Source organism: Rhodococcus sp. Leaf233, from assembly GCF_001426165.1.
Lineage (GTDB): Bacteria > Actinomycetota > Actinomycetes > Mycobacteriales > Mycobacteriaceae > Rhodococcoides > Rhodococcoides fascians.
This window is the reverse complement of the sequence record NZ_LMRO01000014.1, coordinates 226,695-252,426: the sequence shown is the minus strand read 5'-3', so window position 1 is coordinate 252,426 and position 25,732 is coordinate 226,695. Positions and strand designations below refer to the sequence as shown.

General features: G+C 62.0%; 24 protein-coding genes. 11 read left to right on the top strand and 13 right to left on the bottom strand.

Going from position 1 to position 25,732, the window contains the following annotated elements; all coding sequences use genetic code 11:
• The first annotated feature begins 80 nt into the window (after positions 1 to 80).
• Together ASH04_RS25140 and ASH04_RS25135 are read left to right on the top strand one after the other, a co-directional pair.
• On the top strand, positions 81 to 1,397 hold the full coding sequence (locus ASH04_RS25140) for a DUF2786 domain-containing protein (RefSeq protein WP_156394664.1): 1,317 nt from the start codon (positions 81 to 83) through the stop codon (positions 1,395 to 1,397).
• Positions 1,398 to 1,417: 20 nt separating this feature from the next.
• Positions 1,418 to 3,034, top strand: a complete 1,617-nt coding sequence (locus ASH04_RS25135) for an AMP-binding protein (RefSeq protein ID WP_057474877.1) — start codon at positions 1,418 to 1,420, stop codon at positions 3,032 to 3,034.
• 9 nt (positions 3,035 to 3,043) lie between these two features.
• Here ASH04_RS25135 and ASH04_RS25130 read toward each other — a convergent pair whose 3' ends face one another.
• The 3 genes from ASH04_RS25130 to ASH04_RS25120 form a co-directional block, all read right to left on the bottom strand.
• Positions 3,044 to 4,639: an ABC-F family ATP-binding cassette domain-containing protein gene (locus tag ASH04_RS25130; protein WP_032384902.1), complete on the bottom strand. Its 1,596-nt coding sequence runs from the start codon at positions 4,637 to 4,639 to the stop codon at positions 3,044 to 3,046.
• A gap of 91 nt (positions 4,640 to 4,730) precedes the next feature.
• Positions 4,731 to 5,432, bottom strand: coding sequence for an aminoglycoside 3'-phosphotransferase (locus ASH04_RS25125; RefSeq protein WP_057474876.1), 702 nt, complete (start codon positions 5,430 to 5,432; stop codon positions 4,731 to 4,733).
• Positions 5,429 to 6,106 (bottom strand): SanA/YdcF family protein, encoded by a 678-nt coding sequence (locus tag ASH04_RS25120; protein ID WP_057474875.1) that lies wholly within the window; start codon positions 6,104 to 6,106, stop codon positions 5,429 to 5,431. Before ASH04_RS25120 ends, ASH04_RS25125 begins: the two co-directional genes overlap by 4 nt.
• Positions 6,107 to 6,409: 303 nt before the next feature.
• Between ASH04_RS25120 and ASH04_RS25115 the strand changes: the two genes are divergently transcribed.
• Positions 6,410 to 7,783, top strand: coding sequence for a dicarboxylate/amino acid:cation symporter (locus tag ASH04_RS25115; RefSeq protein ID WP_057474874.1), 1,374 nt, complete (start codon positions 6,410 to 6,412; stop codon positions 7,781 to 7,783).
• A gap of 60 nt (positions 7,784 to 7,843) precedes the next feature.
• Here the strand turns inward: ASH04_RS25115 and ASH04_RS26740 are convergent, their stop codons facing one another.
• From ASH04_RS26740 to ASH04_RS25095, 4 genes are all read right to left on the bottom strand, one after another.
• Positions 7,844 to 8,089, bottom strand: coding sequence for a hypothetical protein (locus tag ASH04_RS26740; protein ID WP_143537157.1), 246 nt, complete (start codon positions 8,087 to 8,089; stop codon positions 7,844 to 7,846).
• A gap of 165 nt (positions 8,090 to 8,254) precedes the next feature.
• Positions 8,255 to 8,809, bottom strand: a complete 555-nt coding sequence (locus ASH04_RS25105) for a DUF3558 domain-containing protein (protein WP_235580099.1) — start codon at positions 8,807 to 8,809, stop codon at positions 8,255 to 8,257.
• Between the two features lie 73 nt (positions 8,810 to 8,882).
• Positions 8,883 to 9,572, bottom strand: coding sequence for a DUF998 domain-containing protein (locus tag ASH04_RS25100; protein ID WP_235580095.1), 690 nt, complete (start codon positions 9,570 to 9,572; stop codon positions 8,883 to 8,885).
• Positions 9,573 to 9,709: 137 nt separating this feature from the next.
• Entirely contained in the window at positions 9,710 to 10,750 is a 1,041-nt protein-coding gene (locus tag ASH04_RS25095) for a hypothetical protein (protein WP_057474871.1), read from the bottom strand.
• An 87-nt stretch (positions 10,751 to 10,837) separates the two neighbouring features.
• Here ASH04_RS25095 and ASH04_RS25090 point away from each other — a divergent pair, with 87 nt between their 5' ends.
• Complete coding sequence (locus ASH04_RS25090; protein WP_032384898.1) at positions 10,838 to 11,491, top strand: DedA family protein; 654 nt, start codon at positions 10,838 to 10,840, stop codon at positions 11,489 to 11,491.
• 4 nt (positions 11,492 to 11,495) lie between these two features.
• Here ASH04_RS25090 and ASH04_RS25085 read toward each other — a convergent pair whose 3' ends face one another.
• Positions 11,496 to 11,756: a LuxR C-terminal-related transcriptional regulator gene (locus ASH04_RS25085; RefSeq protein WP_057474870.1), complete on the bottom strand. Its 261-nt coding sequence runs from the start codon at positions 11,754 to 11,756 to the stop codon at positions 11,496 to 11,498.
• Positions 11,757 to 11,929: 173 nt separating this feature from the next.
• Between ASH04_RS25085 and ASH04_RS25080 the strand changes: the two genes are divergently transcribed.
• Complete coding sequence (locus ASH04_RS25080) at positions 11,930 to 13,174, top strand: TetR family transcriptional regulator C-terminal domain-containing protein (RefSeq protein WP_057474916.1); 1,245 nt, start codon at positions 11,930 to 11,932, stop codon at positions 13,172 to 13,174.
• 18 nt (positions 13,175 to 13,192) lie between these two features.
• On the opposite strand, the gene ASH04_RS25075 is transcribed toward ASH04_RS25080, so the two are convergent.
• Positions 13,193 to 14,404, bottom strand: a complete 1,212-nt coding sequence (locus ASH04_RS25075) for a Fic family protein (RefSeq protein WP_057474869.1) — start codon at positions 14,402 to 14,404, stop codon at positions 13,193 to 13,195.
• 132 nt (positions 14,405 to 14,536) lie between these two features.
• Between ASH04_RS25075 and ASH04_RS25070 the strand changes: the two genes are divergently transcribed.
• On the top strand, positions 14,537 to 15,757 hold the full coding sequence (locus ASH04_RS25070) for a hypothetical protein (protein WP_057474868.1): 1,221 nt from the start codon (positions 14,537 to 14,539) through the stop codon (positions 15,755 to 15,757).
• Entirely contained in the window at positions 15,754 to 17,145 is a 1,392-nt protein-coding gene (locus tag ASH04_RS25065) for an outer membrane protein assembly factor BamB family protein (RefSeq protein ID WP_057474867.1), read from the top strand. The genes ASH04_RS25070 and ASH04_RS25065 overlap by 4 nt, the downstream gene beginning before the upstream one ends.
• A 1-nt stretch (position 17,146) precedes the next feature.
• Here the strand turns inward: ASH04_RS25065 and ASH04_RS25060 are convergent, their stop codons facing one another.
• On the bottom strand, positions 17,147 to 17,650 hold the full coding sequence (locus tag ASH04_RS25060; protein WP_032364385.1) for a hypothetical protein: 504 nt from the start codon (positions 17,648 to 17,650) through the stop codon (positions 17,147 to 17,149).
• Positions 17,651 to 17,732: 82 nt separating this feature from the next.
• Here ASH04_RS25060 and ASH04_RS25055 point away from each other — a divergent pair, with 82 nt between their 5' ends.
• A complete protein-coding gene (locus ASH04_RS25055) occupies positions 17,733 to 19,235 on the top strand; it encodes a modification methylase NspV (RefSeq protein ID WP_057474866.1) in 1,503 nt (500 codons plus the stop codon).
• Between the two features lie 255 nt (positions 19,236 to 19,490).
• On the opposite strand, the gene ASH04_RS25045 is transcribed toward ASH04_RS25055, so the two are convergent.
• Positions 19,491 to 19,733 carry an ArsR/SmtB family transcription factor gene (locus tag ASH04_RS25045; RefSeq protein WP_371831438.1) on the bottom strand — a complete coding sequence of 81 codons (243 nt, stop codon included), beginning with the start codon at positions 19,731 to 19,733 and terminating at the stop codon, positions 19,491 to 19,493.
• A gap of 167 nt (positions 19,734 to 19,900) precedes the next feature.
• On the opposite strand from ASH04_RS25045, the gene ASH04_RS25040 reads away from it, so the two are divergent.
• The 3 genes from ASH04_RS25040 (at position 19,901) to ASH04_RS25030 (ending at position 23,165) form a co-directional block, all read left to right on the top strand.
• Positions 19,901 to 20,947 carry an SDR family oxidoreductase gene (locus tag ASH04_RS25040; protein WP_057474864.1) on the top strand — a complete coding sequence of 349 codons (1,047 nt, stop codon included), beginning with the start codon at positions 19,901 to 19,903 and terminating at the stop codon, positions 20,945 to 20,947.
• An 82-nt stretch (positions 20,948 to 21,029) separates the two neighbouring features.
• Complete coding sequence (locus ASH04_RS25035; RefSeq protein WP_032368944.1) at positions 21,030 to 22,319, top strand: MFS transporter; 1,290 nt, start codon at positions 21,030 to 21,032, stop codon at positions 22,317 to 22,319.
• Between the two features lie 54 nt (positions 22,320 to 22,373).
• The gene (locus ASH04_RS25030) at positions 22,374 to 23,165 is read left to right on the top strand and encodes an acyl-CoA thioesterase (protein ID WP_057474863.1); all 792 of its coding nucleotides are present in this window, start codon (positions 22,374 to 22,376) and stop codon (positions 23,163 to 23,165) included.
• On the opposite strand, the gene ASH04_RS25025 is transcribed toward ASH04_RS25030, so the two are convergent.
• Both ASH04_RS25025 and ASH04_RS25020 read right to left on the bottom strand, forming a co-directional pair.
• Entirely contained in the window at positions 23,153 to 24,631 is a 1,479-nt protein-coding gene (locus ASH04_RS25025) for a mannitol dehydrogenase family protein (RefSeq protein ID WP_057474862.1), read from the bottom strand. The two genes, ASH04_RS25030 and ASH04_RS25025, sit on opposite strands and share 13 nt — an antisense overlap.
• Positions 24,632 to 24,734: 103 nt before the next feature.
• On the bottom strand, positions 24,735 to 25,706 hold the full coding sequence (locus ASH04_RS25020; protein WP_032364379.1) for an ABC transporter substrate-binding protein: 972 nt from the start codon (positions 25,704 to 25,706) through the stop codon (positions 24,735 to 24,737).
• Positions 25,707 to 25,732 lie beyond the last annotated feature (26 nt).

Below are 25,732 nucleotides of genomic sequence, written 5' to 3'. Positions count from 1 at the left end.
TAACTTGTCGGACCCCTCCCCTACTCTGCGATTCACCGAAAAGTTCGGGGACCACACCGGGGGACGTGGAGGGGACGACGATGAGTCGTATCGATCTGGACAGCTTTCAAAATTTTCACCGCACCGGTCAAATCCGGCCGGACGCGGATCCGGTTCGCCTCGTCGAAATGGGCCTCGACTACGCCACTCGAGGGTCGGGGTGGAAGGCGTACGTTCGGCTGGTTGCAGACCGTCTCGCGAAATTCGAGTGCACGCCCGAGGTCGATCCTGCGTACGCCGTATCAGCACGGATACTCGACCACTCTGTCGACAGGTTGTTCGAGATCGGTTGGCAGCCGGCCGAACTCGCGCACGCTACTCGAAAGATGGTCGGGGGCGCGGCCGGGATGCTCGTGGTGGAGGCGATCGCCACCCATGCGGGGCGTTCCTCTGCCCTCACCAACGCACCCGATTCCTGGCGAGAGCAACTGATCGATCTGAAAATCGATTCCACCGCAGGCGTGTCCGTCGAACGCCTCCGAATGTGGTGTGCGAGGCCTCGGGTCTCCACGTCCGACTCCTGGAACACGGTGTTGACCGTCCTCGGTCATACGACCTCACTGGGTTCACTCGACAAGCTGGTTCCCATTCCATCGCAGTGGTCGTCGGTTCGATCCTCGCCCGCACCGTCATCGGCCCGCAAGAGTGGCGTCTCGGATTCCAAGATGCTGGGCAAGATCCGGGGGTTACTGGCAAAGGCGGAGTCCACCCAGTTTCCAGCCGAGGCCGAGGCGTTTTCGGCGAAGGCTCAAGATCTCATGACCCGCTATGCCATCGACCATGCGCTGCTCGAGTCCGACAACCCGCGCGGTTCGATCGGCGACGTAACCACCCGCCGCATCTTGGTCGACAGTCCGTACTCGGAGGCCAAGTCTCTTCTCCTGCACAGTGTTTGCGAAGCAAATGGTGCCCGAACCCTGTGGTACAAGCGATTCGCTCTGGTCAACATCGTCGGGCTCGAAGTCGATCTGGATTTGTGCGAGCTGCTGTTCACATCGCTACTCGTGCAGTCTTCTCGCGCACTCGACGAACTCGCCGAATCACCGGAAGCCCGAGGTCGCAGCTTCAGAAAATCTTTTCTGATCGCGTACGCCCACCGTATCGGCCAGCGCTTGCTGGAAGCTCGGGAGCGAGCTACAAAGGCGGCGTCGGAGCATCACGGTAGCGCCTTGCTGCCGATCTTGGCCGAGCGCAGCGATGCCGTGAACAAGGCATTCACGGCCATGTATCCGTCGACAACGGAGGTGCGTATCGAGGCACGCGATCATGCGGGTCGACGTGCAGGCCGTGCCGCCGCCGAACGCGCCGACCTTACCGGTGGGCGCGAACGTATCGACAAATCAGATCTGGCCTCGTAGTGCGCGCTACATTGGCTGGCATGACCGGTCTGGATACTCCGCTGACACCACTTCGCTTTCTCGAACGCGCTGCGGAGGTTCATCCCCACAAGATCGCCGTGGAGGATGGTCCGCGCACCTTCACCTACGAGCAGTTCGCCGCCGCCGTCACCCGGCTCGCGCATGCACTGCGCGCGTCGGGGGTCGGCCACGGCGATCGGGTGGCCTACATGGCGTCGAACTCGGCAGAGCTACTGTTCGCGCATTACGCGGTGCCACTGGCCGGCGCCGTTCTGGTCGCGATCAACACCAGGCTCTCACCGGACGAAGTTCGGTACATCTGCGATCACTCCGGTTCGGTTCTGTTGGTGGGTGATTCGGCACTGCTGGCCGGTCTCGGAACAGATCCCATCGCAGATTCGGTCACCGAGATCGTCGAGACCCCCTCGGTGGACGGCACGTACGACAGGCTGCCGCACACCACGCGATATGACGCGTTCCTCGAACGGGGCACGGACGAACCGCTGGACTGGGAGGTCGACGACGAGACGTCCACCATCACGATCAACTACACCTCGGGCACCACCGGTCGACCCAAGGGCGTGATGTACACCCACCGCGGTGCTTACCTCAATTCCCTGGGAGAACTTCACCACCAGGGATTCGGGGTCGACACCCGATATCTGTGGACTCTGCCGATGTTCCACTGCAACGGGTGGTGCACCACGTGGGCGGTCACGGCCGCGTCCGGCACACACGTGTGCCTTCGCGGAGTGCGCGGCGACGCCATCTGGTCGGCCATCGACAACGGCGTCGATCACCTTGCCGGTGCGCCGACCGTGTTGACCACTCTCGCCACTGCTGCAGAGGCACATTCACTCGATCGACCGTTGACCATCGTCACTGCGGGAGCTCCTCCGAGCCCGACGATCATCGCCAAGATTCGAGCATTGGGAGCAACGCTCGTACACGTCTACGGCCTCACCGAAACCTACGGTCCGTATTCGGTGTGCGAGGCGAAGCAGGAATGGCTCGAACTGGACGCCGACGAACAGGCCCGTCGCTTGGCTCGACAGGGAGTCGGCATGCTCACTGCGGACCGTTTACGGGTGGTCCGCGACAAGCCTGGCCCCGGTGGGGTTTTGATCGATGTCGAACCCGACGGCACCGAAATGGGTGAGATCGTCATGCGCGGCAACAACGTCATGAAGGGGTATTACAACGACACGGCCGGAACGACACAGGCTTTCGCGGGCGGCTGGTTCCATTCCGGTGACCTCGGGATGATGCATCCCGACGGCTACGTTCAGCTACTCGATCGCGCCAAGGACGTCGTCATCTCCGGCGGCGAGAACATCTCCACCATCGAGGTGGAACAGGCACTGGCGAGCCATCCTGCCGTCGCGGACGTTGCGGTCATCGGGGTGCCCGACGACAAGTGGGGAGAGCGGCCGAAGGCGTTCGTGGTGCTGGTACCCGGCGCGGACGTCTCGGAAGCCGAGCTCGTGGCGCACGTGAAATCGGCCATCGCGTCGTACAAGGCTCCTCGCAACGTCGAGTTCATCGTCGAGCTGCCGAAGACATCGACGGGCAAGATCAGGAAAAAGGAGTTGCGCGACGCCGAGTGGGGCACGTCCGCGTCCAAGATCAACGGATAGCTTCTCTCGTCACGCCATCTGCACACCGGCGATTTCGGTGACGCCGCCCTTGCCGTCGAACGACAGCTGCCGAAATGCCACCTTCTCGACGAAGAACCTGTCGTGGCTCACCAGAATCACAGCACCGGGGAAGGCCATCAGCGCACGTTCTAGCACCTGGGTGCTCTGTAGGTCGAGGTGGTTGGTGGGCTCGTCGAGCACGATGACGCCTGCGCCGAACAACAGGCACTGCGCCAATGCAACTCGTGCCTTCTGCCCTCCGGACAGCACGCCGATCTTCGATTTCAGATCCATCTCGGAGAACTGCAGCAACGTGAGAAAGCGGTGGACTTCTTTCTTCGTCGCCGTCAGAGCGAGACTGCCCGGCATCGCGTTGACCGAGTGCGAGACAGTGTCGTCGAGATCGAGATCGGCGAGCACCTGGTTGTAATAGATGAAGGACGGTGCCTTGGTCTTCCATTTGATCTTGCCACTGTCGGGTTGCTCGGCACCGACGAGGATGTCGACCAGCGTGGTCTTTCCGCATCCATTGGGCCCAGTGATGGCGATACGGTCACCGCGGTGCACGGTGAACGAGATGTTCTCGAAGAGTCGTTGTTCGCCAAAGCTTTTCGAGATTCCCGTGATCTCCGCGAGGTTGTCGTGCACATGCAAACCGCCGTAGATTGCGGTGACCACCGTGTCGACCGGGCGGGGGCTCTTGCTCTTCTTGATGTTCGCCAGTCGACGTTTGAGCACTCCGCTGGGGTTCTTCACTGCTTCCTTACGATCACTGATCGCTTCTTGCTCGTAGGCCAGCAGCTGCTGTTCGTTGCTGAACTCACGTTCGAGGTTCTTGAGTCGAAACTGCTTCTGCTGCACGTATTCCGAGTAGCTACCGTCATAGGTCTGCAGGTGATGGTTCTCGATTTCGACGATGCTGGTGACGACCTGCTCGAGGAATGCGCGGTCGTGCGAGACAACGAGTAGCGCACCGCGGAAGTCTCGTAGCCAGCGTTCGAGCCACGCGATTCCGGCAACATCGAGGAAGTTCGTCGGCTCGTCGAGGAGCAGGACGTCCGGGGCCTCGATGAGGATCTTGGCCAACGCCGCGCGGTTGCGCCAGCCACCGGACAGTCGATCGACGGGGAGCTCCCGTCGTTCGGCGTTGAATCCCAGCATCGACAGCACGGTGTCGATCTGCTGGTGGTAGGTCCAACCGCCACTGTTCTCCATGGCGTCGAGCAGTTCGGCTTGGCGGTCGACGAGCTTGTACATCTGCTTCTCGTCCAGGTCACCGCCCAATGCGGCCTCGACCTCGGCCAACTCGGTCTCGATTGCGTGGACAGCACCGAAGAGAGATTCGAGCTCCGCTTGAATGCTGCGATCGCCGTCCAGTTCGGAGAACTGCGAGAAGTAGCCGATGCGAGCGCCCTCGGTGACGTCGACGGTCCCCGAATCCGGGGTCTCTCGGCCGAGAAGAAGCTGCAGCAGAGTGGTCTTGCCTGTGCCGTTGCGGCCGATCAGACCGATGCGATCGCCGTCGGCGAGGCGGAAGAACACCTCACGCAACATCACCTTCTGGTCGTATCCCTTGGCAACGTCGTTCAAGCGAATCCAGCTCAAGCGTCCACTCCTGTAAAACACGGGGTTCGCTGAGTCGTCGAACCGACTCGCTCACTGTAGTCGCGTCGGTGCGAACGCTCCGCGTCGCCGATCAGGTCGACTCCCACAACCACAAGTAGTAATCGAGCCGTTCACGGTCGAGGTCTATGCCGTACGCATCCAAGAATGCATCGCAGTAGCTCCGGCCGAAGTTGTACTCGGTACTCCAGATTGCCGGTGCCAGGTCTGCCCAACGATCGGCGACGCCCATGCTGCCCATGTCCACGTGCGCTGCGCAGGATCCGTCGGCGGCGATCAGGGTGTTCGGCATGCAGGCGTCGCCGTGACACACGACCAGTTGATCGACCGACGGAGATTTCACCGGCAACTCGCGATCGCCGATACGAGAGACCACCGACCAGTCGAACGGGCACTGCGCGACGGGGACTGCATCGTGAAAGGCGCGAAGGCCGGTTGCCGCCGCTCGGACCGCGGTGGCCGGGTCCTCCATCCAGCGATCGGCGACGGCGTTCTCCCACGGCAGAGCCTCAGTCATCATCCAGGACCCGGTAGCGTCCGAACCGGTTTCGAGGACTTTCGGAACCGGGGTGTACCGAATTACCCAGTCCAGACGACACCGCTCGTCTTCCAGGTCGATCGAGCTTTCGACCGGCGTCCACTTGACGTAGCGCGCCTGGCCGAGGCGGAATGTCATGCCTCCCAACAGATTCGACCACACAGGTTCGATTCCGTCGCACCCTGCCAACTCTCGTACGACGGTCGGGACCGCGATACCGCCGTCGGGCACACTCATTTGCCGGTGATTGTCGCAAGTGAATCGTTCGGCGGGGACACGACGACTGGATCACGACCGGACCACAGATCGAGAACTGCTTTGGGGCGTGCCAACAACTCTCGTGCGTAGTTCCGCACAACAGCGAGCGTGTTGCAGTCGATGCAATCGGCGGTCACGCCGTCGACCTCCAGATCCATGTCCTCGCACAGCGCCACGGCGCGCGAGACGTGAAGGGGTTGACTGATGATGAGTCCACGTTCGACGCCGAACGTCTCTTTCGCGCGGGCGCACGTGTCGTAGGTATCGATGCCGTGATCGTCTCCGATGATGACGTCAGGGTCGATTCCATGCTCGATCAGGTACTCGGTCATAGCCTGAATCTCGTTGCCGGACTTGCCGTCTGCATCACCGGAGACAAGGATTGCCTTGATCTTTCCTGCCTCCATCAACTGAATGGCGGTGTCGAGCCGACCGGCGAGAAAGCGCATCGGTTTGCCGTCGCGCACCTGGGCACCGAGAACGATCCCTACTGGCGCGTCCGGTGCGTCGTCGACGTCGTAGACCTTGCCCGCCGTCGCGTACGCAACCCATCCGGCCGATGCCAGAACGACCGCGACCAGCGCTGCGACGACAGCGCACATCGCTTGCAGTAGTCGCCGAACCGGTCCTCGGGACTTTGTCGTCGTACTCATGATCTCGTTTCGTCGGCTGCGGAGACCTCAACGTAGCTCACGAAATCGGGGAACCGTCGATCGCGCAGCGCACCCTCATCGATTCCACAGTGAACCCTGCCCCGTCGCGGCGATTGTCGGACGAGTACCGTCTTACCAGTGAATCCGCTGCTGACCTCTCGACGCTACGTCGACTTGCGTCTGCAAGCCAGCGCTACCTGTTGACGGTCCTCTAGACCGCAACCTCTCCGTCGGGCACATCGGCCCGATGAGCATTCTCTCGCCCACCTGTGTCGGCGTCTCTTCTTTTCGAAAGGCATAACCATGTCTGCGCCCAGCGCTACCCGTACGCGCCGTGTCCCTACCTGGGCAACCGCGTTCGGTCCACAAATCGTTGCCGGTCTCGTACTCGGTGTCGTGTTCGGGCTGATCGCTCGATCGATGCCCGACGCGGCCGATGGCAACGAAAACTGGTTGGTCGGTACCCTCTCGACCATCGGTTCGAGCTACGTGAAACTACTCACCGTCGCGGTCATTCCGCTGGTCTTCACGGCCATCGTCAGTTCCATCGCCAACCTTCGTGAAGTCACGAATGCTGCGCGTCTGGCAATCCAGACGCTGTGGTGGTTCGCCATCACGGCGTTCATTGCAGTGATCATCGGCATCGTCATCGGTCTGGTCGCCCAGCCCGGATCGCGGACCAGCGCTGGGGCGGACTCGGCAGGAGATCCGTCCAGCGTCGGATCCTGGTGGTCGTTCCTCACCGGTTTGGTGCCGAACAACTTCCTCGCGCTCGGCGCGAAGACCACGGTTGCCGAGAGCGGTACCGCGACCACGTCGTTGAGCTTCAACATCCTGCAGTTGCTGGTGATCGCCGCTGCCATCGGTATCGCTGCACTCAAGGTCGGCAAGAAGGCCGAGCCCTTCCTCGCGTTCAACGCCTCGTTGCTGGCCATTGTCCAGAAGGTGCTGTGGTGGATCATTCGCCTCGCGCCGATCGGCACTGCTGCTCTGATCGGCAATGCTGTGGCCACCTACGGCTGGGACGCGATCGGTTCGCTCGGGGTGTTCACCGTCTCGATCTACGTCGGCCTGGCTGTTGTGTTCTTCGTGGTGTACCCGTTGATCGTTCGCGCACATGGTCTCTCGGTGCGCGCCTTCTACTCGGGCGTGTGGCCGGCGACCCAGCTCGGTTTCGTCTCGCGGTCGTCGATCGGCACTCTGCCTCTCACCGAGCGTGTCACCGAACGCAACCTCGGCGTTCCGCGTGAGTACGCCTCGTTCGCGGTACCGCTCGGGGCGACGACGAAGATGGACGGTTGCGCGGCAATCTATCCCGCCATCGCAGCACTGTTCGTCGCGCAGTTCTACGGTATCGACCTGACCATCACCGACTACCTGCTGATCATCGTCGTGTCTGTGATCGGTTCAGCGGCAACAGCAGGAACGACAGGCGCGACGGTGATGCTGACTCTTACGCTGTCGACCTTGGGACTGCCTCTCGCCGGCGTCGGCCTGCTGCTCGCAGTGGAACCGATCGTCGACATGGGCCGTACCGCGGTCAATGTCACCGGCCAGGCTCTGGTGCCGACCATCGTCGCCAAGCGGGAAGGCATCTTGAATCTCAAGCGCTACAACGCTCCGCGAAACGGCGATCCCTTCGTCGACGAGGAAGCCGAAGTGGAACTGGCTCGCTAGCAGGACGTTTCGAACGACCGATCCCGACGACCGAGCAACTGGGTCGTCGGGATTTTTCGTCTATCGCGGTGGCGACAGCGCTTCGACTGTTGCCGCGGTGGCACTGTCCACGGCTTCGACACTCGCGAAATAGTGTTGAAAGAACTCGCGCATGGTCTTGATGATCTCGATCTGCTGCTTGATCACAAAGCGAGCGGAGCCTTCATCTCCTGTCGCCAGCCGCGTGAACTTCGCCTGAAGCTGTTTGGCCGAGTCCAGGTCACCCCAGGACTCAGGCCACGCGAGGGAGGCGGTCATCTCCAGCATGCGATCCAGCTTCGTCAAGTAGTCGCCGCACGCAGCGTCGCACCTCTCTGCCACTCCTGATTCGACCTCGACTTCGCCCGCCGCTGCTCGGTCTCGAAGACTCCGCCAGTGGTCCAGATTCTGATTCAAACCGTATGGCTCCAAGGTAGTCAGCACCCTTCTGATTCACTTCGGCAAATACGGTTCGAAGTCGACCGCGTGTTGGTTGACCTCGGCGCAGGGTTCACCTTCGAGATCTCGCGAACCCTTCTTCTGCAGGTCGAGCACGATCAGACCGTCACCCGTGCCGAAAGCAACTGCGCAACCCAGGGATTTCAATTCGTCTGCGTGCCGCAGTTGAACTGCAGTGCGGCCCGAGAGGCTCACCTCCGCACCGCGCACGAACGAAGGACTGCCCAGTAGTTCGTTGATGGACTCCAGCGACGACAACACGGCGACGTAGTACCAGCTGTTCAGCGCAGTGCCGTCCCAAGTACAGCCCTTCCATCCGGGGTACGTCGTGATGCCCGCGAAGTCGGGTCGCTCAGTACTCACGTCCAAGCCGCTGGCTGTCACCGCAGATTTCGGGATAGTGCATGGATCGAATGGCTCGCGTGGACCCGGTGTCACCGCCGACGTGGATGTGTCCTCGCTCGCGACCGGGCTTCCATTCGTCGACCCGGCGCATCCCGTCAGCAACAGCACCGCGCTGCACGCCACAGCAATTCGACGTCCGGACATCAAACGCATTCATTCAACCTCTCGACGCCGACGGCACTGACAGGTTGGACGCACGCAACGCGCGATCGGTTCCCTAGGCGGGCTGCGAGGCCTCGATCTCCTCTGACTTCACGGAAGCAGGACTCCTACGTTCGGCTGCCCACACCCACAAGGCCAGCGAGATCAATGCGATCACTTCGGCAACGACGAGTACCCGCTCCACGTATCCGAGTGTGACCACCCGATACCAAGGTCGCGTGCCGACGGCACCGACAACAAGTGCGTATGCGATCGGCAGCAGCGTGCAGATGGACAGCACGCTCAGCCACAGTGTTGTTCGTGCCCGGACAGTCCATGGCCCCTGCCGAATCCAGGGTCGCGAGAACGCGAAGACCGCGACGGGGATGCTGACGAACGCCACTGCCGCACCGAGTCGATGGATCGTCCCGCCGAGGCTCAGTGACGCGTCGTTCGACCAATCCTGCTTCGGCACGGCGACAACGGCAACAAGGCCGATAGTCCACAGCATCAGACACAAGGACGCTACCGAGGTGGGTCGGGTGAGCCGTTGTCGCACCGCGGCCAGCAGAGTGAAAGCAGAACCCAACGCGAGCAGGACGACCCCGATCGAGAACACCCACTGCTGTGCGCCGAGTCCATATTCACTGATGGTGCGCCGAAGATGCGAAGGCGTCTGCAACGCAGTGTGAGCATCGAGAACCAGAACGACCAGCGCTCCCAACACGATCGACACGGCGCCGACCTCGGCCGGACGAATCGACACGAAGACCCCTCTCACGGACGACGTCGGTCGCGTCCGACCTCCATGGTGCCCGAACCGTTGCTCGAACCCCCTTGGATCGTTGTGCGCGGAAAGTCGGTCTCTGCTACGAATTTCCGCGCACATGCGGCGAAGCCGCTCTACTCGGGAAGAGAGCTGACGGTGAATGGCTCGACGGGTTCTCCCCCACGCTTGTCGAACTGACTGTTCACCACGAGCAGCCGATCATCGACTGCTGCAACGGTGGTGGGGTAGGCGAACGATGCGTCGGTGATCTCGCCTGTGACCGCGCCGGTCCTGCCGTCATCGTCGAGATCGACCTTCGAGATCAGACCGTCCCGATTGCGGACGACATACAGCGTGTCGTCGTCCATCTCCATGCCATCGCCGTTCATGAGCGTCGCTCCACCGAGATCGACCTGTGTGACCTCCTTGGAAGTCTTGTCGATGCGATACAGGTTGCCGGTGCTCGACTGCACGACGATCAGCGCTGTCTCGTTGTCGTTCTCGACGATGCCGTTCGCATTGAACCCGTCTCCATATACAAACGGAGTGCCGTCGAAACTCACGAACGGTTCCAACGGAGCGTCCTGCGTCCCAGCCACGATCTGATCGAAGGGAATGCGGTACAGCGCCGGGCTGCGTGAGTCCGTCACAAAGGTATCGCCGTTGTCGGCAATCGCGACGTCGTTGAGGAACGTCGCGTCGGGGCCGAGACCGTTGGTGAACGTTGCCACCAGATCACCGGAATTGGCGTCGTACACCCACACCTTGCCTGTCGCGCCACCGGCGATCACCAAGTAATCGGGCCGATCGTCGTCATCGGTGACATCGATCCCGGCAGCGCCAGTGCGTCCGTCCGCACCGCCGGGCAGGAACACCGATACATCCGGCGATCCGACGGTTCCGCGGAACACGGCACCGTCGGAAGTGGAGGTGACGTAGAACGTGTCGTCGGCGGCGGTGATGCCTTCGGGGAACACTCCTGTGCCCGGCAGGTTGTAGACGCCGGCGTTCGATGGGCCGGACGAAGCCGATACAGACGACGGAGCGGAGGACGCCGGAGCTGACGATTCAGTGGGAGCGGAAGCGGGGGTCGGCTCCGGATCGGAGGACCCGCAGGCACCCAGCAGGAGTGTGGCGGCGGCAACAACGGGCAGTACCTGGAGGGCTCGTTTCACCCTCGCAAGTGTTCCATATGTCTCAATTTCTTGGCATTTCTCCTGGTGAGCAGATTTTCGGTCGAGACCTTTCGTACAGTCGTAGTCATGAGTGAGCTCTCCACCCTTGCCGCGACCAGCACTGAACTCGGCGGAATCGCCGGGTGGGCGGTGAGTTTGATGGAGGCTATCGGCGGTCCCGGTGCCGGTATTGCCGTCGCTGCGGAGAACTTCTTCCCGCCGCTTCCCAGCGAGATCATCCTGCCGTTGGCGGGCTTCACCGCATCTCAGGGCGGGATGACGCTCTTCGGTGCGTTGTTCTGGACGACGGCCGGATCGGTGCTCGGCGCTCTGGTTCTCTACTGGCTGGGCATCAAACTCGGACGTGACCGGATGTACGCCATCGTCGAGAAGATGCCGTTCGTCGGAACCGAGGATCTGACCAAAGCGGAGGACTGGTTCACCCGTCACGGTCGGTCTGCGGTGTTCTTCGGCCGCATGATCCCGGTAGTCCGCTCGGGCATTTCCATTCCGGCCGGAGTATCACGGATGCCGATACTGCAGTTCACGCTGTACACGACTCTGGGCAGCCTGATCTGGAACTCGATCTTCGTGCTCGCCGGTTACTTCCTCGGCGAGAACTGGCACTACGTCGAGAACTACGCCTCGGTGTTCCAGTACATCGTCATCGGCATCGTTGTGGCGTTGATCGCGTGGTTCGTGGTCAAGAAAATGAAGTCCAGGCGCGTTGAGGTTCGGTAGACCCTCACAACTCGTCGATGTCGATGAAACCGTCCTGCAGCGCCCTCGCCAGCAACGTCGCTTTGGTGGGTGCGCTGCGCCCGACCGTGGAATACTTGGCTCGAATGCGGGTCAGGTGAGTGTTCACGGTCCCCATCGCCAGGTAGAGCGCCCGCGACGCCTCCGACTTGGAGTCGGACACCAACCATGTGGTGAGTACTTCGATTTCACGAGCGCTGAGCCGTGGATCGGGGGCGTCGCCGATTCGGATGTCGAGAACTGTCATGGAGATCCTTGATTTCGGGCACCACCGCTGTCCCGGCGGTGCGATCACCGCCAATGACATCGCACTCGCTCCGTGACGTCACTCCGACGAATGACCGAGTTAGCTCTCACCCGAGAGTGAATACTGTCACCGGCACCGTCGTGGTCGGCCTCACCTCGGTAAAGACCGTCCTCATGAACGAGCTCGACGCGACTGCCACCCATTTTGTTGAGGCAGCTGTCACATTGTTGGTCGCGGATCCTCGAAGGATTCTCGAACGCGGTGTGCGCGTCGAGGACGTCGTCCACGCATCCGACTCGTCGACAGCGACGTTCTTCCGGAAGTTCAGCACCAAGGCCGACTTTCTCGACAAGGTGGTCGAGCATCTGTCCCGCACGCCGCTGCCCACCGACGTTCACGAGACTGTTCGGACCCAGGCGACGGCCAGCGGTGCATCGATTCGCGCGACGGTGTCGGCGCTCGTTGCGCTTCACTTTCCGGCGCTCGTCGACCGGAACAGAGTCACCGAGTCACTTCTCGACCACGTTTTCAGCGGGCCTTCTTCTCCGACACTCGCCAGCACTTACCGCGTCCGAGACGAAGCCGTACTGGACGCATTCGAGGCACTGTTCGACCCCGACGGCGGGGCCTTTCGCCGTCCCTTCACAGCCCGAACGTTCGCAGTGACGGTCAACGCAATCATCGATGGATTTCGCCTCCGCAGTCAGGCGGACGCCGCGTCCGTATCGGCCGAGGTGATGTCCGACGCGGTGCTTGCCTTTCTCGGGGCCGTCGTCGACACGTCCGGACGTCATCAGCACCTCGATGATGTGGGAGAAGTCGATTCACCGGTCGAGGAACGCCCGCTTCCTCGCGATCCTCGCGCTGCGATCGTCACAGCTGCGCGCGACGAGTTCGGAAAGCGCGGCTACTTCATGACGCGAATGGACGACGTCGCCGACATCGCAGGAGTGCCGAGGACGGCCTGCAAGACACTGTTTCCGACCAAGCCGTCCGTCATCGTTGCAGCCCTGCAGAATCGGGTCGATCATCTTCGCGAGTCGGTAGCCGACGACCAGTTGCTGGGCCTCGATGAACTCACGATTCTACGAAATCACATGCTGCGGTGCGCGCAGCTCGCCGCCGACGAAGTCGAATTCATGGACGCTCTCCTCGTCGCCGTCGCACACGACACGTACGGCGAGCCGGAGGGGTTGATCTCGATCAAGGAGAAACTCAACCTGCCGGCAATCATCGGGCCGGTCATCGCGCGGGGTCAGGACAGCGGGGTGTTCCGAAAGAGCTCGAGCCCAGTCGATCTCGCAGCAGGCATCACCAATACGCTGCTGATGCGATGCTTCACACGACGACAGAACAGCCCGCAGGACAACGCGAACTTCGTCGCTGACCTCCTCCTCGACGGTCTCGGTGTGCACTGAGCATCGACCGAGTGCGTGTTATCGGACCCGCCGGATGCCGTCCGCGAAGTCGTCGAGAGCGGCAAGTATCTCCTCGGCCTGCCACACCCTGTTTCGTCGCCCCTTCGACGTCTGGTGCAAAATTCCCACCTCGATCAGCTTGTCGATTGCCCGCTGAGCCGCAATCTCGCTGACGGCGAAAGTGTTTCGTACGTAGGCGTTGTCGACGACCGGTTGCGCCACCAGCGCGTCGAGTAGTTTCCACACAACCGAGTCGCTGCGTGCGACGACGCGATCGGTGTACTCGGTTCTGACGTCGGACAGCTCGTCTACCAATCGCCGCCCACCTTCGACGGCGTGGAACGTGGCAGCGGTGAGGCTTCGCACGATCGCCTCGACATCCCCGGCGCGGTAGGCATCCAGACTTCGGAAGTAGCCTGCGGTGTCCGTGAGGAGCCCAGCAGACAGTGGAACCGTCACTCGCTCCGTCACTTCTGCCCTCCGCAGCATCGCGTGGACTATGGCTCGGCCCGTTCGCCCGTTTCCGTCCGTGAACGGGTGAAGCGTTTCGAATTGCGCATGCGTGACGGCGATATGCGGGATGACGGGCAAGTCCGAACGAGCTGCGAACTCGAACAGGTCGGCAAGTGCACCCGGAAGCCGGTCGTGGTGCGGTGGAACGAAAGCGGCACGGTGCGGGCCTATGTCCGATCCCCCGATCCAGACTTGCTGAGTTCGCCATTGCCCCGGGAACGGATCGCCGTTGGACTCCATCAGCGATCGGTGCATCTGAAGCACGCTTGCTTCTCCGATCGATGATCCGACCTCGAGTGCTGCTTCCATCGCACGGACGTTTGCCGACACGATCGAGGCGTTCCGCGTTGTGGGCGCACCCAATTCGGCGAGTGCAAGTGCCCTGGCTCCCACGGTCAGATTCTCGATCTGCGAGGACGCCGAGCTTTCCGTTCGCAGAAGAATCGAACTCATCGGTGCGAGTTCTACGGAGGAGCCGAGTTGCACCGAGGCGTACTGGTCGAAGCGAACGATTTCACGGAGCGCGTCCTCCGATTCCGCGATCAGCTGCGCGGGCAGTGTCAGGTCCACGTCCGCGATACGCGCCGGCACGCACGCGCGATAGTCACCCTGATGCAGCCGACGCTGGGCGCGCGAGGTGTAGGTATCGGACACCTGCCATGGTCGACGCTCGAATTCGACCGCAGGCCATCGGCTCGAGTCCTGATCATCCGCCATCGATGAACCATACCAAACCTTACTGATCTAAAGTTTGGTATGGAGCGGACAAGCCAAGCCCTCGATTAGCAAAACGAATGGTATGAATACTGCGCGACGTTCGTCGCACTGGTGCCGAGAGGAGCGAGGGTCATGGACGAGGACACGAAGTCCGCAGAACGCAGCCATTCCGCGCTGCTCAACACACTCGTCATCGTATCGGTAGTGGCATTGGGTGTGGTCGCAGCGGGATTGACTACCCCAGCCGAGGAGCCCGAATTGACCTCGCTACCAGAGACTTCGGTGACTCCGACGCCCGAGCCGCCGCAACAGGAGTACGTCTACGTCACTCCGGAGGTCGATCCGTCGGCGAGCATCCCCGGATGCGACACCGTCGAGGCTTCCACCGAACCGTCGTACTCCAGCTTGATCAGCACCGGTGAGGAGTCCTACGACAACCCATCCGCGCCCTGGTACAGCGGCCCCAAAGCCCATCTCATGTCCGAGGCACTGATGGCCGCACTTCCCTCGAACATCTCTGCGTCGAAATCACTGTACTTCGGGCCGATTCCCACATCGGAGGGTCAGGACTTCGTCCTCGACTCGGCGAACGCGTCGGTGCAGCTGTCCAGGGGCGAGAACCCCGAGTACCTCAGCGTCGGTGTGGGACCGCGTGATTCGGCGGAGCCGCCGGCATGCGTCGCGGGCCAACTCGACGAACGTCGGACAATGCCGGACGGCACGGTGGTCGATACCGACGACACGTGGAGCGAAACCAACGGTGCTCGCACCTACACGCGGATGGCCACCGCGTACCACGCGGACCGCTCGACTGTATCCGTCTACCTGGCCGGAGGAGACGACGAGAACGCGTTCACCCTCGCACTCGACGACCTCGTTCGCGTTGCCACAGATCCGAACCTGCGAATCTCAGCTCCGGTACCTCCTGGCACGCCAGGCAACGTCACCGAGTGCAGCGCCGGTTGGGACGACAGTTCATCTGCCTTCTTCTCCCCCGACGAGACCCTTAGGCTCAATGACGCTCTCCGGCGGGCAGATGCGGCGGCGCTCGCTCCGACACCACCGTTGGGTGCGTTGCACACCGGTGAATTCAGTTCGGGGCTTTGTCAGACGGTGAACAGCACTGCCGGGCAACTCACGATCAGCGTTACCCGGGCCACGCCTGACAACGAATCCGATTCGACGACAACGGAGGAGCCCCAGCTCGTGTCGCCGGATGAGTACGGACCAGGCTCCTCGGTTTCCGTCGTCACGCCGTCAGGGCTCGAGATCTCGGTGTCGACGACTGAACTGGTGCAGGATCCGGCACTGCTCGAAAACCTGGCGAACACAGCAGGATTGGACCTTCGATGACGCGATGGAACGGCACCAGAAAATTGGTCGTTGCGGCGATCGTCGCGACGCTGTCGGTCGGTGCTGCGGTAGCCGTTGTGACACAGGAACGATCGACGACCATCAAGAAGATCACCGACTCCTCGGACGACTCACCCGGGCTGGCGTGGGCCGTCGATGCGGCGGACATGGGGTTGGAGGGAGCTACCTTCGCCTCTCCTCGTACCGGTTCCATGTATGCCTGGGGTCTCGGCTCGATAGTGATCGGCCGTACAGCTCTCACACTGGCCGTCGTGTCGTCGGAATCCGGCAACAACGAGGCCGTCATGGTCGGAATCGACACCACCGACGGCACAGTTCTGTGGAAGACCCCGGCCCCGGACCTGGCGGCATGCGCCGACGAGCCGCTCGACGGACGACTCGTGTGCCACCAGCCCATCTGGGGCGAAACTCCGGGCTACGTCACCTTCGATCCGGCCACCGGCGAATCGCGGAACTATCCCACCGATCTCGATCTTTTCGCCGTCACCGTGGCGAACGACCGCGTGTACACGACATCGGGCAACCTCGAAGACGACGACGTACTCCTGCACCGCGGAACGCTGGAAAATCCGAGCGCCGACTGGACGGCTCCATTGCATGCTTGGGCCGGTTGGGAGGACGACTACGCCACCGCGCTCGAGGTGAATGGAGAGATCGGAACGTTCGATGTCGGAGGCGATTTCTCCACGTTCGACGCCTCGACCGGCCGGCAACTGTGGAAGACGGACAGCCTGGAGGATTGCCTCGGAGCAGTGGGACGCACCATGGGCGACCTGGCCATTGCCTCGCTACAAGACTGCGAGGGTACGGGTTCCGAATCGCAAGGGTCCGTCGCATTCCGACTGGACGGCACGGTCCTAGCCCGATCGGATAGCTCTATCGTGCAACAGCCTTCGATCGACGAGCCCACCGACACGTCGATCCCGATCGTTCTCGGCGATGCGGCCTTCGACCGCACCACAGGTGAGCAACTGTGGCGCGACGACGCCTTGTCGTACGACTCTCCCGGAGACGAACTCAACGAGCCCCGCACCTACGCCACCCTGAGGTACATCATCGGCCATGTCGGGTTGCTGCAGTCATCCAGCGGCACCACAGCGCTCGATCTGCGAGACGGCGAGCATCTGTGGCAGGCCGACCTGAACGGCAACGTTCTCGGACACGATGGCGATCTGTTGTTGACCTCGTCCGGCACAGATCTGTCCGCGGTCGACATCACTACCGGTGAGACCGAGTGGACAGCGTCCACATCGATGATGTTTCCGGACGACGAATCGATGAGCTTCGAGACGCTGGTCGACGCCGCCGATGGCGGCTATCTGGTGCAGTCGGGCACCAAACTGGCAATGCTGCAACCATTTCCCTGAGTCAGTCCTTCGGAACGCGGTACCGGCCACCTTTGATGATGAACACCACGTATCCCAGAATGGCCAGCAGGTACAGCGTCGTCGGTACCGCGAGAACCCAGACGCTGACCGAGTCGCCCACCGTACTACCGGACACCCCGACGATCCACGCGAGCAACAAGGCGGTTGCCGCACCCATCCAGTCGAGATCCTCTGCCATTTTGCGATTGAGCGTGGGCCTGTTTTCGGGCGCAGTCCAGTAGTCGTGCATTCGCCGACTCGGCAAGTTCACGAGCTGGGCCGGAAGTCTGGGGAGCCACCACCCGACACTCGCGAAGAACCCGATCAGCACGAACCCGATGCCACCCGTGGTGAGCAGAAACGATGACTTGGACTCCACGCGGTCGACCCTTCCGGAGCCGGTGAAGTGTGCAGGTAACACGTCACCTGCAGTCACGGCGACACACATGAGGGCACCGATGAATACAAGAGTTGTCAGCGACAGTGCAACGCGCGAGTACTTCATCCCCGTTCACTTTAATGCCTCCGGCAGTGGTGTGGTTGAGTGCCACAGAAGGAACCTATCCGCACCACTGCCGGAGGCATCGATGCCCAACAACGAGTTCGGAGACTTTCAGACTCCGACCGAGTTGGCGCGCGCCTTGGTCAACGCCCTGCCTCGTCGCGACTGGACCCGCGTCCTCGAACCCACCTGCGGTGTCGGGAACTTCCTGTCGGTGATAGCCCAAAGTCACCCCGAAGCAGAGCGCATCGGGATCGAGGTGCAGCCCGAGTATGCTTCGTCAGCAGCACAATTCGGCAGGATCATCACAGCGTCGATCTTCGACTTCGATCTGGCCCGAGATATCGAGTGGAGTTCGGGGCCCGGCGCGACCCTCGTGATCGGCAACCCACCGTGGGTCACCAACTCGCAACTGTCGGTGCTCGATTCCGCCAATCGACCCGCACGCACGAACACGAAGAACGCTCGCGGCATCGACGCCATCACCGGCAGCTCCAACTTCGATATCGCAGAGTTCATTTGGATCAAGTTGCTCACCGAATTCGCAGATCGACCCGCAACCATCGCGATGATCTGCAAGACCCAGGTAGCTCGAAACGTTCTGCTGCACTGTGCTCGGCATCAGCTTCCGGTGACCGGTTCGAGCCTACGAATGGTCGATGCCAAAAAGTGGTTCGACGCAGGGGTCGATGCCTGCTGGTTCCTTGTCGAACTCGGGCCGGGCCAGACCGACTACACCGCAGAGACATTTCCGAGCATCGATGCGTCGCAGCCGGACAACAGAATCGGAGTCGTCGACGGCCAACTCGTCGCGAACGTCGATGCATATCAGCGCAGCAAGCACTTCGACGGCACCAGCCCTCTGGTGTGGCGGCAAGGCATCAAGCACGACGCCACCGCGGTGATGGAGTTGGCCGAGAATGGCGGCCCGCGAACCAAACTGGGAACCGGCGTGGACATCGAAGCCGACTACCTGTTCCCTCTCTTCAAGTGCACCGATGTCTACCGCGACAAGCTGGACTCGGTATCCAGGTGGATGATCGTGCCGCAGTCGCATACCGGTGACGACACCGAGCAGTTGGCGCACACCGCACCGAAGTTGTGGGCATACCTCAACGCCAACGCCGCGACGCTCGACGGGCGGAAGTCGTCGATCTATCGCAATAGAGCCCGGTTCTGCATCTTCGGTGTAGGCCCGTACACGTTCGCGCCCTACAAGATTGCGATCTCCGGGTTCCACAAGATTCCACAATTCAGGATGGTCGGTCCCTACGACGGCAAACCAGCCGTGTTCGACGATGCCACCTATCTGCTCCCTTTCGAGGACCCCGCAACCTGCTCCGTCGCCCACGCGTTACTGACCGGGCCCGAAGCCACCGATCTCATTGCTGCTCTGGCTTTCTGGGACAGCAAGCGGCCCGTGACGAAAAAGCTGCTGCAACGCATCGATCTCGCGACGATCGCCCGGGCGACCGACCCCGTCGTACTGAGTGAGCGTTCCGCCGCGGCGGCAGCTGCGCACGGTCTGGTATTCGAGGCAGCATCGCTCACTCGTGCGGTCGATCTCGCGAGGGGACACCCACTGTGACTGCCGATCCGCCTCAGCGACAACCGGTTACGGAATTGATCCTCTTCTTAATCGGCGGTGCCATGTTCGTCGTGGCTACTGTAATGAAGCGGGACGCGTTACTCATCGCATCTATCTTCCTCTGCGTATTTGCCGGTTTCGCAGCCCTCACTTCGACATGGCTGGCCCGTCAGAGTCGGCGCATCATCGCACTGTCCGGCATCATCAACCTGCTGGCAGGCCACATACAGAGGTCGCGCCGACGCAGTGGAGACGTCACAGATCGGTCTTGATCGTTTCGGCCAATCGGTCGAGGTACTCGGCGTTGCGTTTGTAGTGCACCCAGGGCCCGATTTTGGTGCTGGTCACCAGGTGGGCGCGTTGTAGCACCGCCATGTATTGCGAGGCAGTCGACTGCGAGACGCCGGCCCTCGACTGAATGTGTTTGAGGCACACCCCTACCTGTTCGGCCGGTTCGAGCTGCGGCGGAAAGTCGCTCGGCTCCTTGAGCCATTGCATGATCGCCAATCGCGCCGGGTTGCTGAGAGCACCGAACACTGCCGCAAGCTCCGCTGGATTCAGTTCGTCAGCCACCCTCGAAGCGTACTCCAATATCGCAATATCGCGATCTGTGGTCTACTTACTCGGACATCGCAATATCGCGATATTCAGATAAGGAGAAGCCGATGAAGACAGCAGTAGTCGTGGGGGCCAACGGCGTGATCGGCGGAAATCTGGTCGAACACCTGCAGCGGACCGGGGATTGGAACATCATCGGCCTGTCCCGCCGCGGCGGTATCGACTGCGAACGCGTCCGGCACATTGCGGTGGACCTGCTCGACGGCGACGAGACTCGACGCCGACTCTCGCACCTGACAGACGTCACGCACATCTTCTACGCCGCGTACCAGGAACTCCCCACGTGGGCCGAGCTGGTGCCTCCCAATCTGGCGATGCTCGTCAACGTGGTCACCGTGATCGAGGACAGTTCTCCGAACCTGGAACATGTCAGCCTGATGCAGGGTTACAAGGTCTACGGCGCGCATCTCGGACCGTTCAAAACCCCTGCGCGCGAATCCGATCCACCGCACATGCCGCCCGAGTTCAACGTCGACCAACAACAGTTCCTCGAAAGCCGTCAGGTCGGAAAGAGGTGGTCCTGGTCGGCTATCCGGCCATCGGTGGTGTGCGGTGTAGCGCTGGGGAATCCGATGAATCTGGCCACCGTCATCGCTGTCTACGCCACCATGTGCAAGAAGCTGGGCGTGCCCATGCGGTTCCCGGGCAAGCCCGGCGCTTTCGGATCTCTGCTGGAAATGACCGATGCGTCGTTGCTCGCCGAAGCGACCGTCTGGGCCGCAACTACGCCGGCGTGCGCGAACCAGGCATTCAACATCACCAATGGCGACCTGTTCCGCTGGAACGACATGTGGCCGCGCATCGCGGACATCTTCGGGTTGGACACCGCCACCCCACTGCCGATGTCGCTGGCCGACGTCATGGCCGACAAAGAGCCACTGTGGAATTCGATCGTTGCCGAGCACGAGCTGAAGCCCACTCCCTACCGCGATGTGTCGTCCTGGGCGTTCGGTGACTTCGTGTTCTCCTGGGACTACGACGTCATATCCGACGGCTCCAAGGCCCGCCGTATGGGTTTTCATCGTTTCGTGGACACCGAGGCGATGTTCGCCGGCATCGTCACAGATCTCCGGCGGCAACGAATCATTCCCTGAGCGAATCGGGCTCGGTGGTTCCGCACCCGGGAGCTGTGGAGGCATAGGCTTTTCGACGCACGCCCCCGACAAGGAGATCGCCATGTCAGTGAAGTCCGAATCGACGTCCACTCGGCACGTGATGCCCAAGAAGCAACTACTCGCAGTCAGTATCGGCAATGCCGTCGAGTGGTACGACTGGACGGTCTATGCGACATTCTCGATCTACTTCGCGACCCAGATCTTCTCCGGTGACAACCCGGCTGTGGCTCTGTTGAGCACCTTGGCGACGTACTCGGTGGCGTTCTTCTTCAGGCCGCTCGGGGGCTTGCTGATCGGACGTTTTTCCGATCTCAGAGGGCGACGTCAGGCAATGATCCTGACGATCGCGATGATGTCGGGTGGGTCGTTCGCGATCGCGGTCCTCCCCACGTTTTCCGTAGCAGGGTGGATCGCTCCGATTCTGCTGTTGCTGGCCCGGATCGTCCAGGGCATGTCGATGGGCGGTGAAGTCTCCAATGCGTCGGCCTACCTCGCCGAGATCGCCCCGAACGACAGGCGGGGGCGATACTCGTCCTTCTATTACATCTCCACCGGCACGGCCATTCTCCTTGCCTCACTACTGGGCGCGTATCTGACCTTCGTGCTCGACGACGACCAACTGAGCTCGTGGGGCTGGCGCGTACCGTTCGTCATCGGCGGGCTGCTCGGAGTAGTGGGACTCTGGATGCGACGCGGCATGGCCGAAGCCGACAACCAGGAACGCAACGCAGTGAAGGCGAAGGCCGTGCGAAACCCGTTGTGGATGACCATGAAGCACCATCCTCGTGCCGTCCTGCAAGTCGTGGGATTCGTTCTCCTCGCCACTCTCGCCTACTACACGTTCTTCTCCGCGATGACGCCCTACGCCGTCAAGCAGCGCGGAGCGGAGGCCAACGACGTGTTCGTGGCCTTGTCGATTGCGACAGCGATGTTCGTCGCGTTGCAGTACCCCATGGGTGCTCTCGCGGACCGAATCGGCCGCAAGCCGCAATTACTCACCTACGCTGCACTGTTCGCGATTCTGATCGTCCCGCTCTCCAAGCTGATCGGGCCGTCGTTCGTCAAACTGCTGATCGTCTTCTGCGTCGGCCTGCTGCTGTTCGCGATGTGCTCGGCCATCATTCCTGCCGTTCTGGCCGAAGCCTTCCCGGCAGAGCTTCGAGGTGTAGGTATCGGGGCCTGGTACAACCTCACGGTTGCGTTGTTCGGTGGCACCGCTCCCCTACTGGTCAATGCCTTGTCCGACGCAGGCCACGCCGACTGGTTCTTCTACTATCTCGCTGCAGCAGCCGTGATCTCGTTCTTGACGATGGTGTGGATGCCGGAGAAGCGTGGCCAGGACCTGGACTGATTCTCGGCGACACTACGATCGGATGGCACACCGTCCGAGGCCGTAGGAGAGTCAATGCACCCGTTCGACGTAGCAGTCGCACTCGAGAGTGTCGGCGAGGGCACGTACGCCGGACGTACGTCGCCGTCGTACAACAACATGGTCGGCCCGTTCGGTGGCATCACCGCGGCCACGTTCATCCGGGCCGTCGAACTGCATCCAGAAGGCCAGGGAACACCGGTCTCGTTGACGGTGAACTTCGCCGGTCCTGTCGCCGGGGGTGATTTCGAGATCTCAGCTCGCCCTGTGCGGACCAACCGAAGCAACCAGCACTGGTATCTCGAACTGACTCAGAACGGTGCGGTGGCGACGACCGCGACCGCGGTGTTCGGTTCGCGTCGGGAGACCTGGGACAACATCGAGGCGGCGGTCCCTGACGTTCCCTCCCCCGCCGACACGAAGCAGGGCGGTCTTCCCGACGCCATCGCGTGGGCACAGAACTACGAGATGCGTTTCGTGCACGGCGCACTGAGCGATCAGGAGTCCGCTGACTCGACCGAAACTCTGTGGATCCGCGATACACCACCGCGGCCAATGGACTTCGCGGCCCTGACCTCGCTGAGCGATGTGTTCTATCCGCGGATCTTCCAGCGGCTCGGCAAGTATGTTCCGGCTGGGACGATCTCGTTGACTACCCATTACTTCGCTACGCCCGAGGATCTCGAGCAGCATTCCGACGGATACGTCCTCGGCACCGCACGGGCACGCCGATTTCACCAGGGCTACTTCGACCAGACTGCCGAATTGTGGACCGAGGGCGGGGTTTTGCTGGCCACCAGTCACCAGATGGTCTACTACAAGGTGTGACTCACCGACGACTGTTCCAGCAGTCGTCGTACCGCGCCCCTGGCACCGTTGTCCTGCAGCGAACGCTTGGCTCGCTGGTACGCACCTCGTAGTCGCGGACTAACCGAGAGGTCCCCGAACACTGCGCGATTGGTCAGGAATGCTCCGGGATTGTCGTGGTCCTCCCACGACAGTCGCTGCAGACGCTCCGCATCGGCGTCGATCATGGGAACGTCCCCACGCTCGTACACCCCACACCATCCGGCGAGTATCAACGCGCAATGATCGACGGTCCGATCGTGCGCCAACCGATCTCGCAGTACCGGCAGCACGAATTTCGGGATTCGCGCGGAGGCGTCGACGATCTGACGTTCGAGGGTGTCTCGAACGGCCAGACTCGAAAATCGTTGCAGCAGTTGCTCTATGTAGGTGTCGAGGTCTATCCCCGGCACCGGCGCGAGCGTCGGGGCAGCCTCCGCACGCATGTACGATGCGACGAATTCACGCATGTCCGGATCCGCCATCACCTCGTGAACGTGGGTGTATCCGGCGAGGATGCCGAGGTAGCTCATGGCCTGGTGGGATCCATTGAGCAGCCGAAGTTTCATGTGCTCGTACGGTGCGACATCGGAGACGAGTTGCACTCCTACTGCGTCGAACGGTGGCCGCCCGAACGAGAAGGTGTCTTCGAGTACCCACTGCGAGAACGATTCCGACTGAACGGGCCAGCGGTCGTCGATGCCGAAATCACGTCGTAGGTCGTCGACGACGGTGGGCGTCGTGGCCGGGGTGATGCGGTCGACCATCGAATTGGGGAACGCGGTCGTGGCATCGATCCAGTCGGCCAAGTCGCTGTCGTGGTGGCGCGCGAAGGACGTCAGCGCGGTGCGAGTGACCGCTCCGTTGTGGACGATGTTGTCGCACGACATCACGGTGAACGGCGGAACTCCGTGGAATCGACGGGTGGCGAGAGCCACGGTCAGAAAACCGAAGACGCTCGTCGGTATGGAGATATCCTCGAGATCCGCCAGCACCGACGGGTCGGTGGGCTCGAACGCTCCCGTCAGATCGTCGACGCCGTAACCGCCTTCGGTGATGGTCAGGGACACGATCATCGTGGACGGTGAACTGAGCACATCGATGAGGGCCTGCGGATCGTCGGGTGCGAAAACGAAATCGGCGACGGAGCCGACGATTCGGGCGTCACGTTTGCCGTCGGGGTCGACGGTCACGAGTGTGTAGAGGTAGTCCTGGGCGTCGAGGACCTCTCCGATTCTCTTGTCCTGGGGCAGTACTCCTACCCCGCACAGCGCCCAGTCCAGGTGCCCGGCCGCGAGCAATCGGTCGAAGTAGACCGCCTGATGTGCGCGGTGAAACGCACCGACACCGAAATGAACCACACCGCAGTGCAGTTCCTCCGCATCGTACTCGGGCCTCGCGACGGTCGCCGGTAGGTGTTCCAACGTGGTGCGACGAAGCTCGGTCATGACTTCGGTCCTCGAGTCGGCTGAAGATGAAACGGACGTGGTGAGCGGTGGCGCTCCCGGGCAGGTTCCGCCACCAGGAGCACCACCGCAGTTCAGGGGTGAATCAGCAAGACGACTTGTAGACGTACTGTGCGCCTTCGCCGTCGATGTTGTCGGCGGTGATGACGTGGAAACCGGTGGAGATGTCGGCGGTGACCGGCTTGTCGTCGATGGCAGCCATGGCCTGCTCGACGCCATCGGTGCCGATGGTGCCGGGCTGCTGAGCGATCAGGGCCTGCACCGTTCCCTCACGAAGCTGCTTGACCTGCGCCGGGCCCGCATCGAAGCCGACGATCTTGACCTGATCCTGCTTGCCCGCCTGCCGAACTCCGGTTGCGGTGCCTTCGGCCGCAAAGGTGTTGGCAGCGAAGATGCCGACGATGTCGGGGTCCTTGGCCAGTGCAGCCGAGACCAGCCGGGCGGCTTCGGCCGGATCGTTGTGGCTGTACTGCACGCCCAGGTAATCGAAGGCCGAGTTCGCTCCGACGGCTTCCTCGAAGCCTTCCACTCGGGCGTCGGCGGTGGAGACTCCCGGATCGGTGGAGATCACCAGTACCTTGCCGCCTGCCGGACTGAGCCGCTCGATGGCACTGAATGCCTCTGCGCCACCGCCCTTGTTGTCGGACGAGATGGAGGACACCGCGATGGACGGATCTTCGAGAGTGGTGTCGACGAGGACGACCTTGATACCGGCCTTGGAGGCTGCCTCGAGGGGTGCCTGCATGGCGGCGACGTCGGTGGGCGCGATGAGAATGGCCGACGGCCGTGATGCCACAACCGAATCCACGATCGGCTTCTGCAGCGTCGGGTCGAACTTCACCGGCCCCTGGGTGTCGACGGTGACGCCTGCGTCCTTGGCTGCGGCCTCGATTCCGCACTGCATGCTGATGTAGAACTCGTCGCCGCTGACGCCCTGGATGAAGGCGATCTTGCCGCTGCCGCCACCGCTTCCGGAGTCGGACGAACAACCCGCCAGGAACATGGCGGAGACCGAAGCGACACTCAGTGCAACGACGGCGGTGCGTGATGTGATCATGGTCGACTTTCTTGTAAGGGGTTGCG

Coding starts and splice junctions, on each gene's coding strand:
- ASH04_RS26740 (WP_143537157.1), bottom strand. CDS start 8,089: ATGCTGGAGATGACCGCCTCCCTCGCGTGGCCTGAGTCCTGGGGTGAC.
- ASH04_RS25030 (WP_057474863.1), top strand. CDS start 22,374: ATGCACCCGTTCGACGTAGCAGTCGCACTCGAGAGTGTCGGCGAGGGC.
- ASH04_RS25085 (WP_057474870.1), bottom strand. CDS start 11,756: ATGACAGTTCTCGACATCCGAATCGGCGACGCCCCCGATCCACGGCTC.
- ASH04_RS25020 (WP_032364379.1), bottom strand. CDS start 25,706: ATGATCACATCACGCACCGCCGTCGTTGCACTGAGTGTCGCTTCGGTC.
- ASH04_RS25055 (WP_057474866.1), top strand. CDS start 17,733: ATGCCCAACAACGAGTTCGGAGACTTTCAGACTCCGACCGAGTTGGCG.
- ASH04_RS25115 (WP_057474874.1), top strand. CDS start 6,410: ATGTCTGCGCCCAGCGCTACCCGTACGCGCCGTGTCCCTACCTGGGCA.
- ASH04_RS25045 (WP_371831438.1), bottom strand. CDS start 19,733: ATGCAATGGCTCAAGGAGCCGAGCGACTTTCCGCCGCAGCTCGAACCG.
- ASH04_RS25140 (WP_156394664.1), top strand. CDS start 81: ATGAGTCGTATCGATCTGGACAGCTTTCAAAATTTTCACCGCACCGGT.
- ASH04_RS25065 (WP_057474867.1), top strand. CDS start 15,754: ATGACGCGATGGAACGGCACCAGAAAATTGGTCGTTGCGGCGATCGTC.
- ASH04_RS25075 (WP_057474869.1), bottom strand. CDS start 14,404: ATGGCGGATGATCAGGACTCGAGCCGATGGCCTGCGGTCGAATTCGAG.
- ASH04_RS25090 (WP_032384898.1), top strand. CDS start 10,838: ATGAGTGAGCTCTCCACCCTTGCCGCGACCAGCACTGAACTCGGCGGA.
- ASH04_RS25120 (WP_057474875.1), bottom strand. CDS start 6,106: ATGAGTACGACGACAAAGTCCCGAGGACCGGTTCGGCGACTACTGCAA.
- ASH04_RS25025 (WP_057474862.1), bottom strand. CDS start 24,631: ATGACCGAGCTTCGTCGCACCACGTTGGAACACCTACCGGCGACCGTC.
- ASH04_RS25105 (WP_235580099.1), bottom strand. CDS start 8,809: ATGTCCGGACGTCGAATTGCTGTGGCGTGCAGCGCGGTGCTGTTGCTG.
- ASH04_RS25040 (WP_057474864.1), top strand. CDS start 19,901: ATGAAGACAGCAGTAGTCGTGGGGGCCAACGGCGTGATCGGCGGAAAT.
- ASH04_RS25060 (WP_032364385.1), bottom strand. CDS start 17,650: ATGAAGTACTCGCGCGTTGCACTGTCGCTGACAACTCTTGTATTCATC.
- ASH04_RS25080 (WP_057474916.1), top strand. CDS start 11,930: ATGAACGAGCTCGACGCGACTGCCACCCATTTTGTTGAGGCAGCTGTC.
- ASH04_RS25035 (WP_032368944.1), top strand. CDS start 21,030: ATGTCAGTGAAGTCCGAATCGACGTCCACTCGGCACGTGATGCCCAAG.
- ASH04_RS25135 (WP_057474877.1), top strand. CDS start 1,418: ATGACCGGTCTGGATACTCCGCTGACACCACTTCGCTTTCTCGAACGC.
- ASH04_RS25070 (WP_057474868.1), top strand. CDS start 14,537: ATGGACGAGGACACGAAGTCCGCAGAACGCAGCCATTCCGCGCTGCTC.
- ASH04_RS25125 (WP_057474876.1), bottom strand. CDS start 5,432: ATGAGTGTGCCCGACGGCGGTATCGCGGTCCCGACCGTCGTACGAGAG.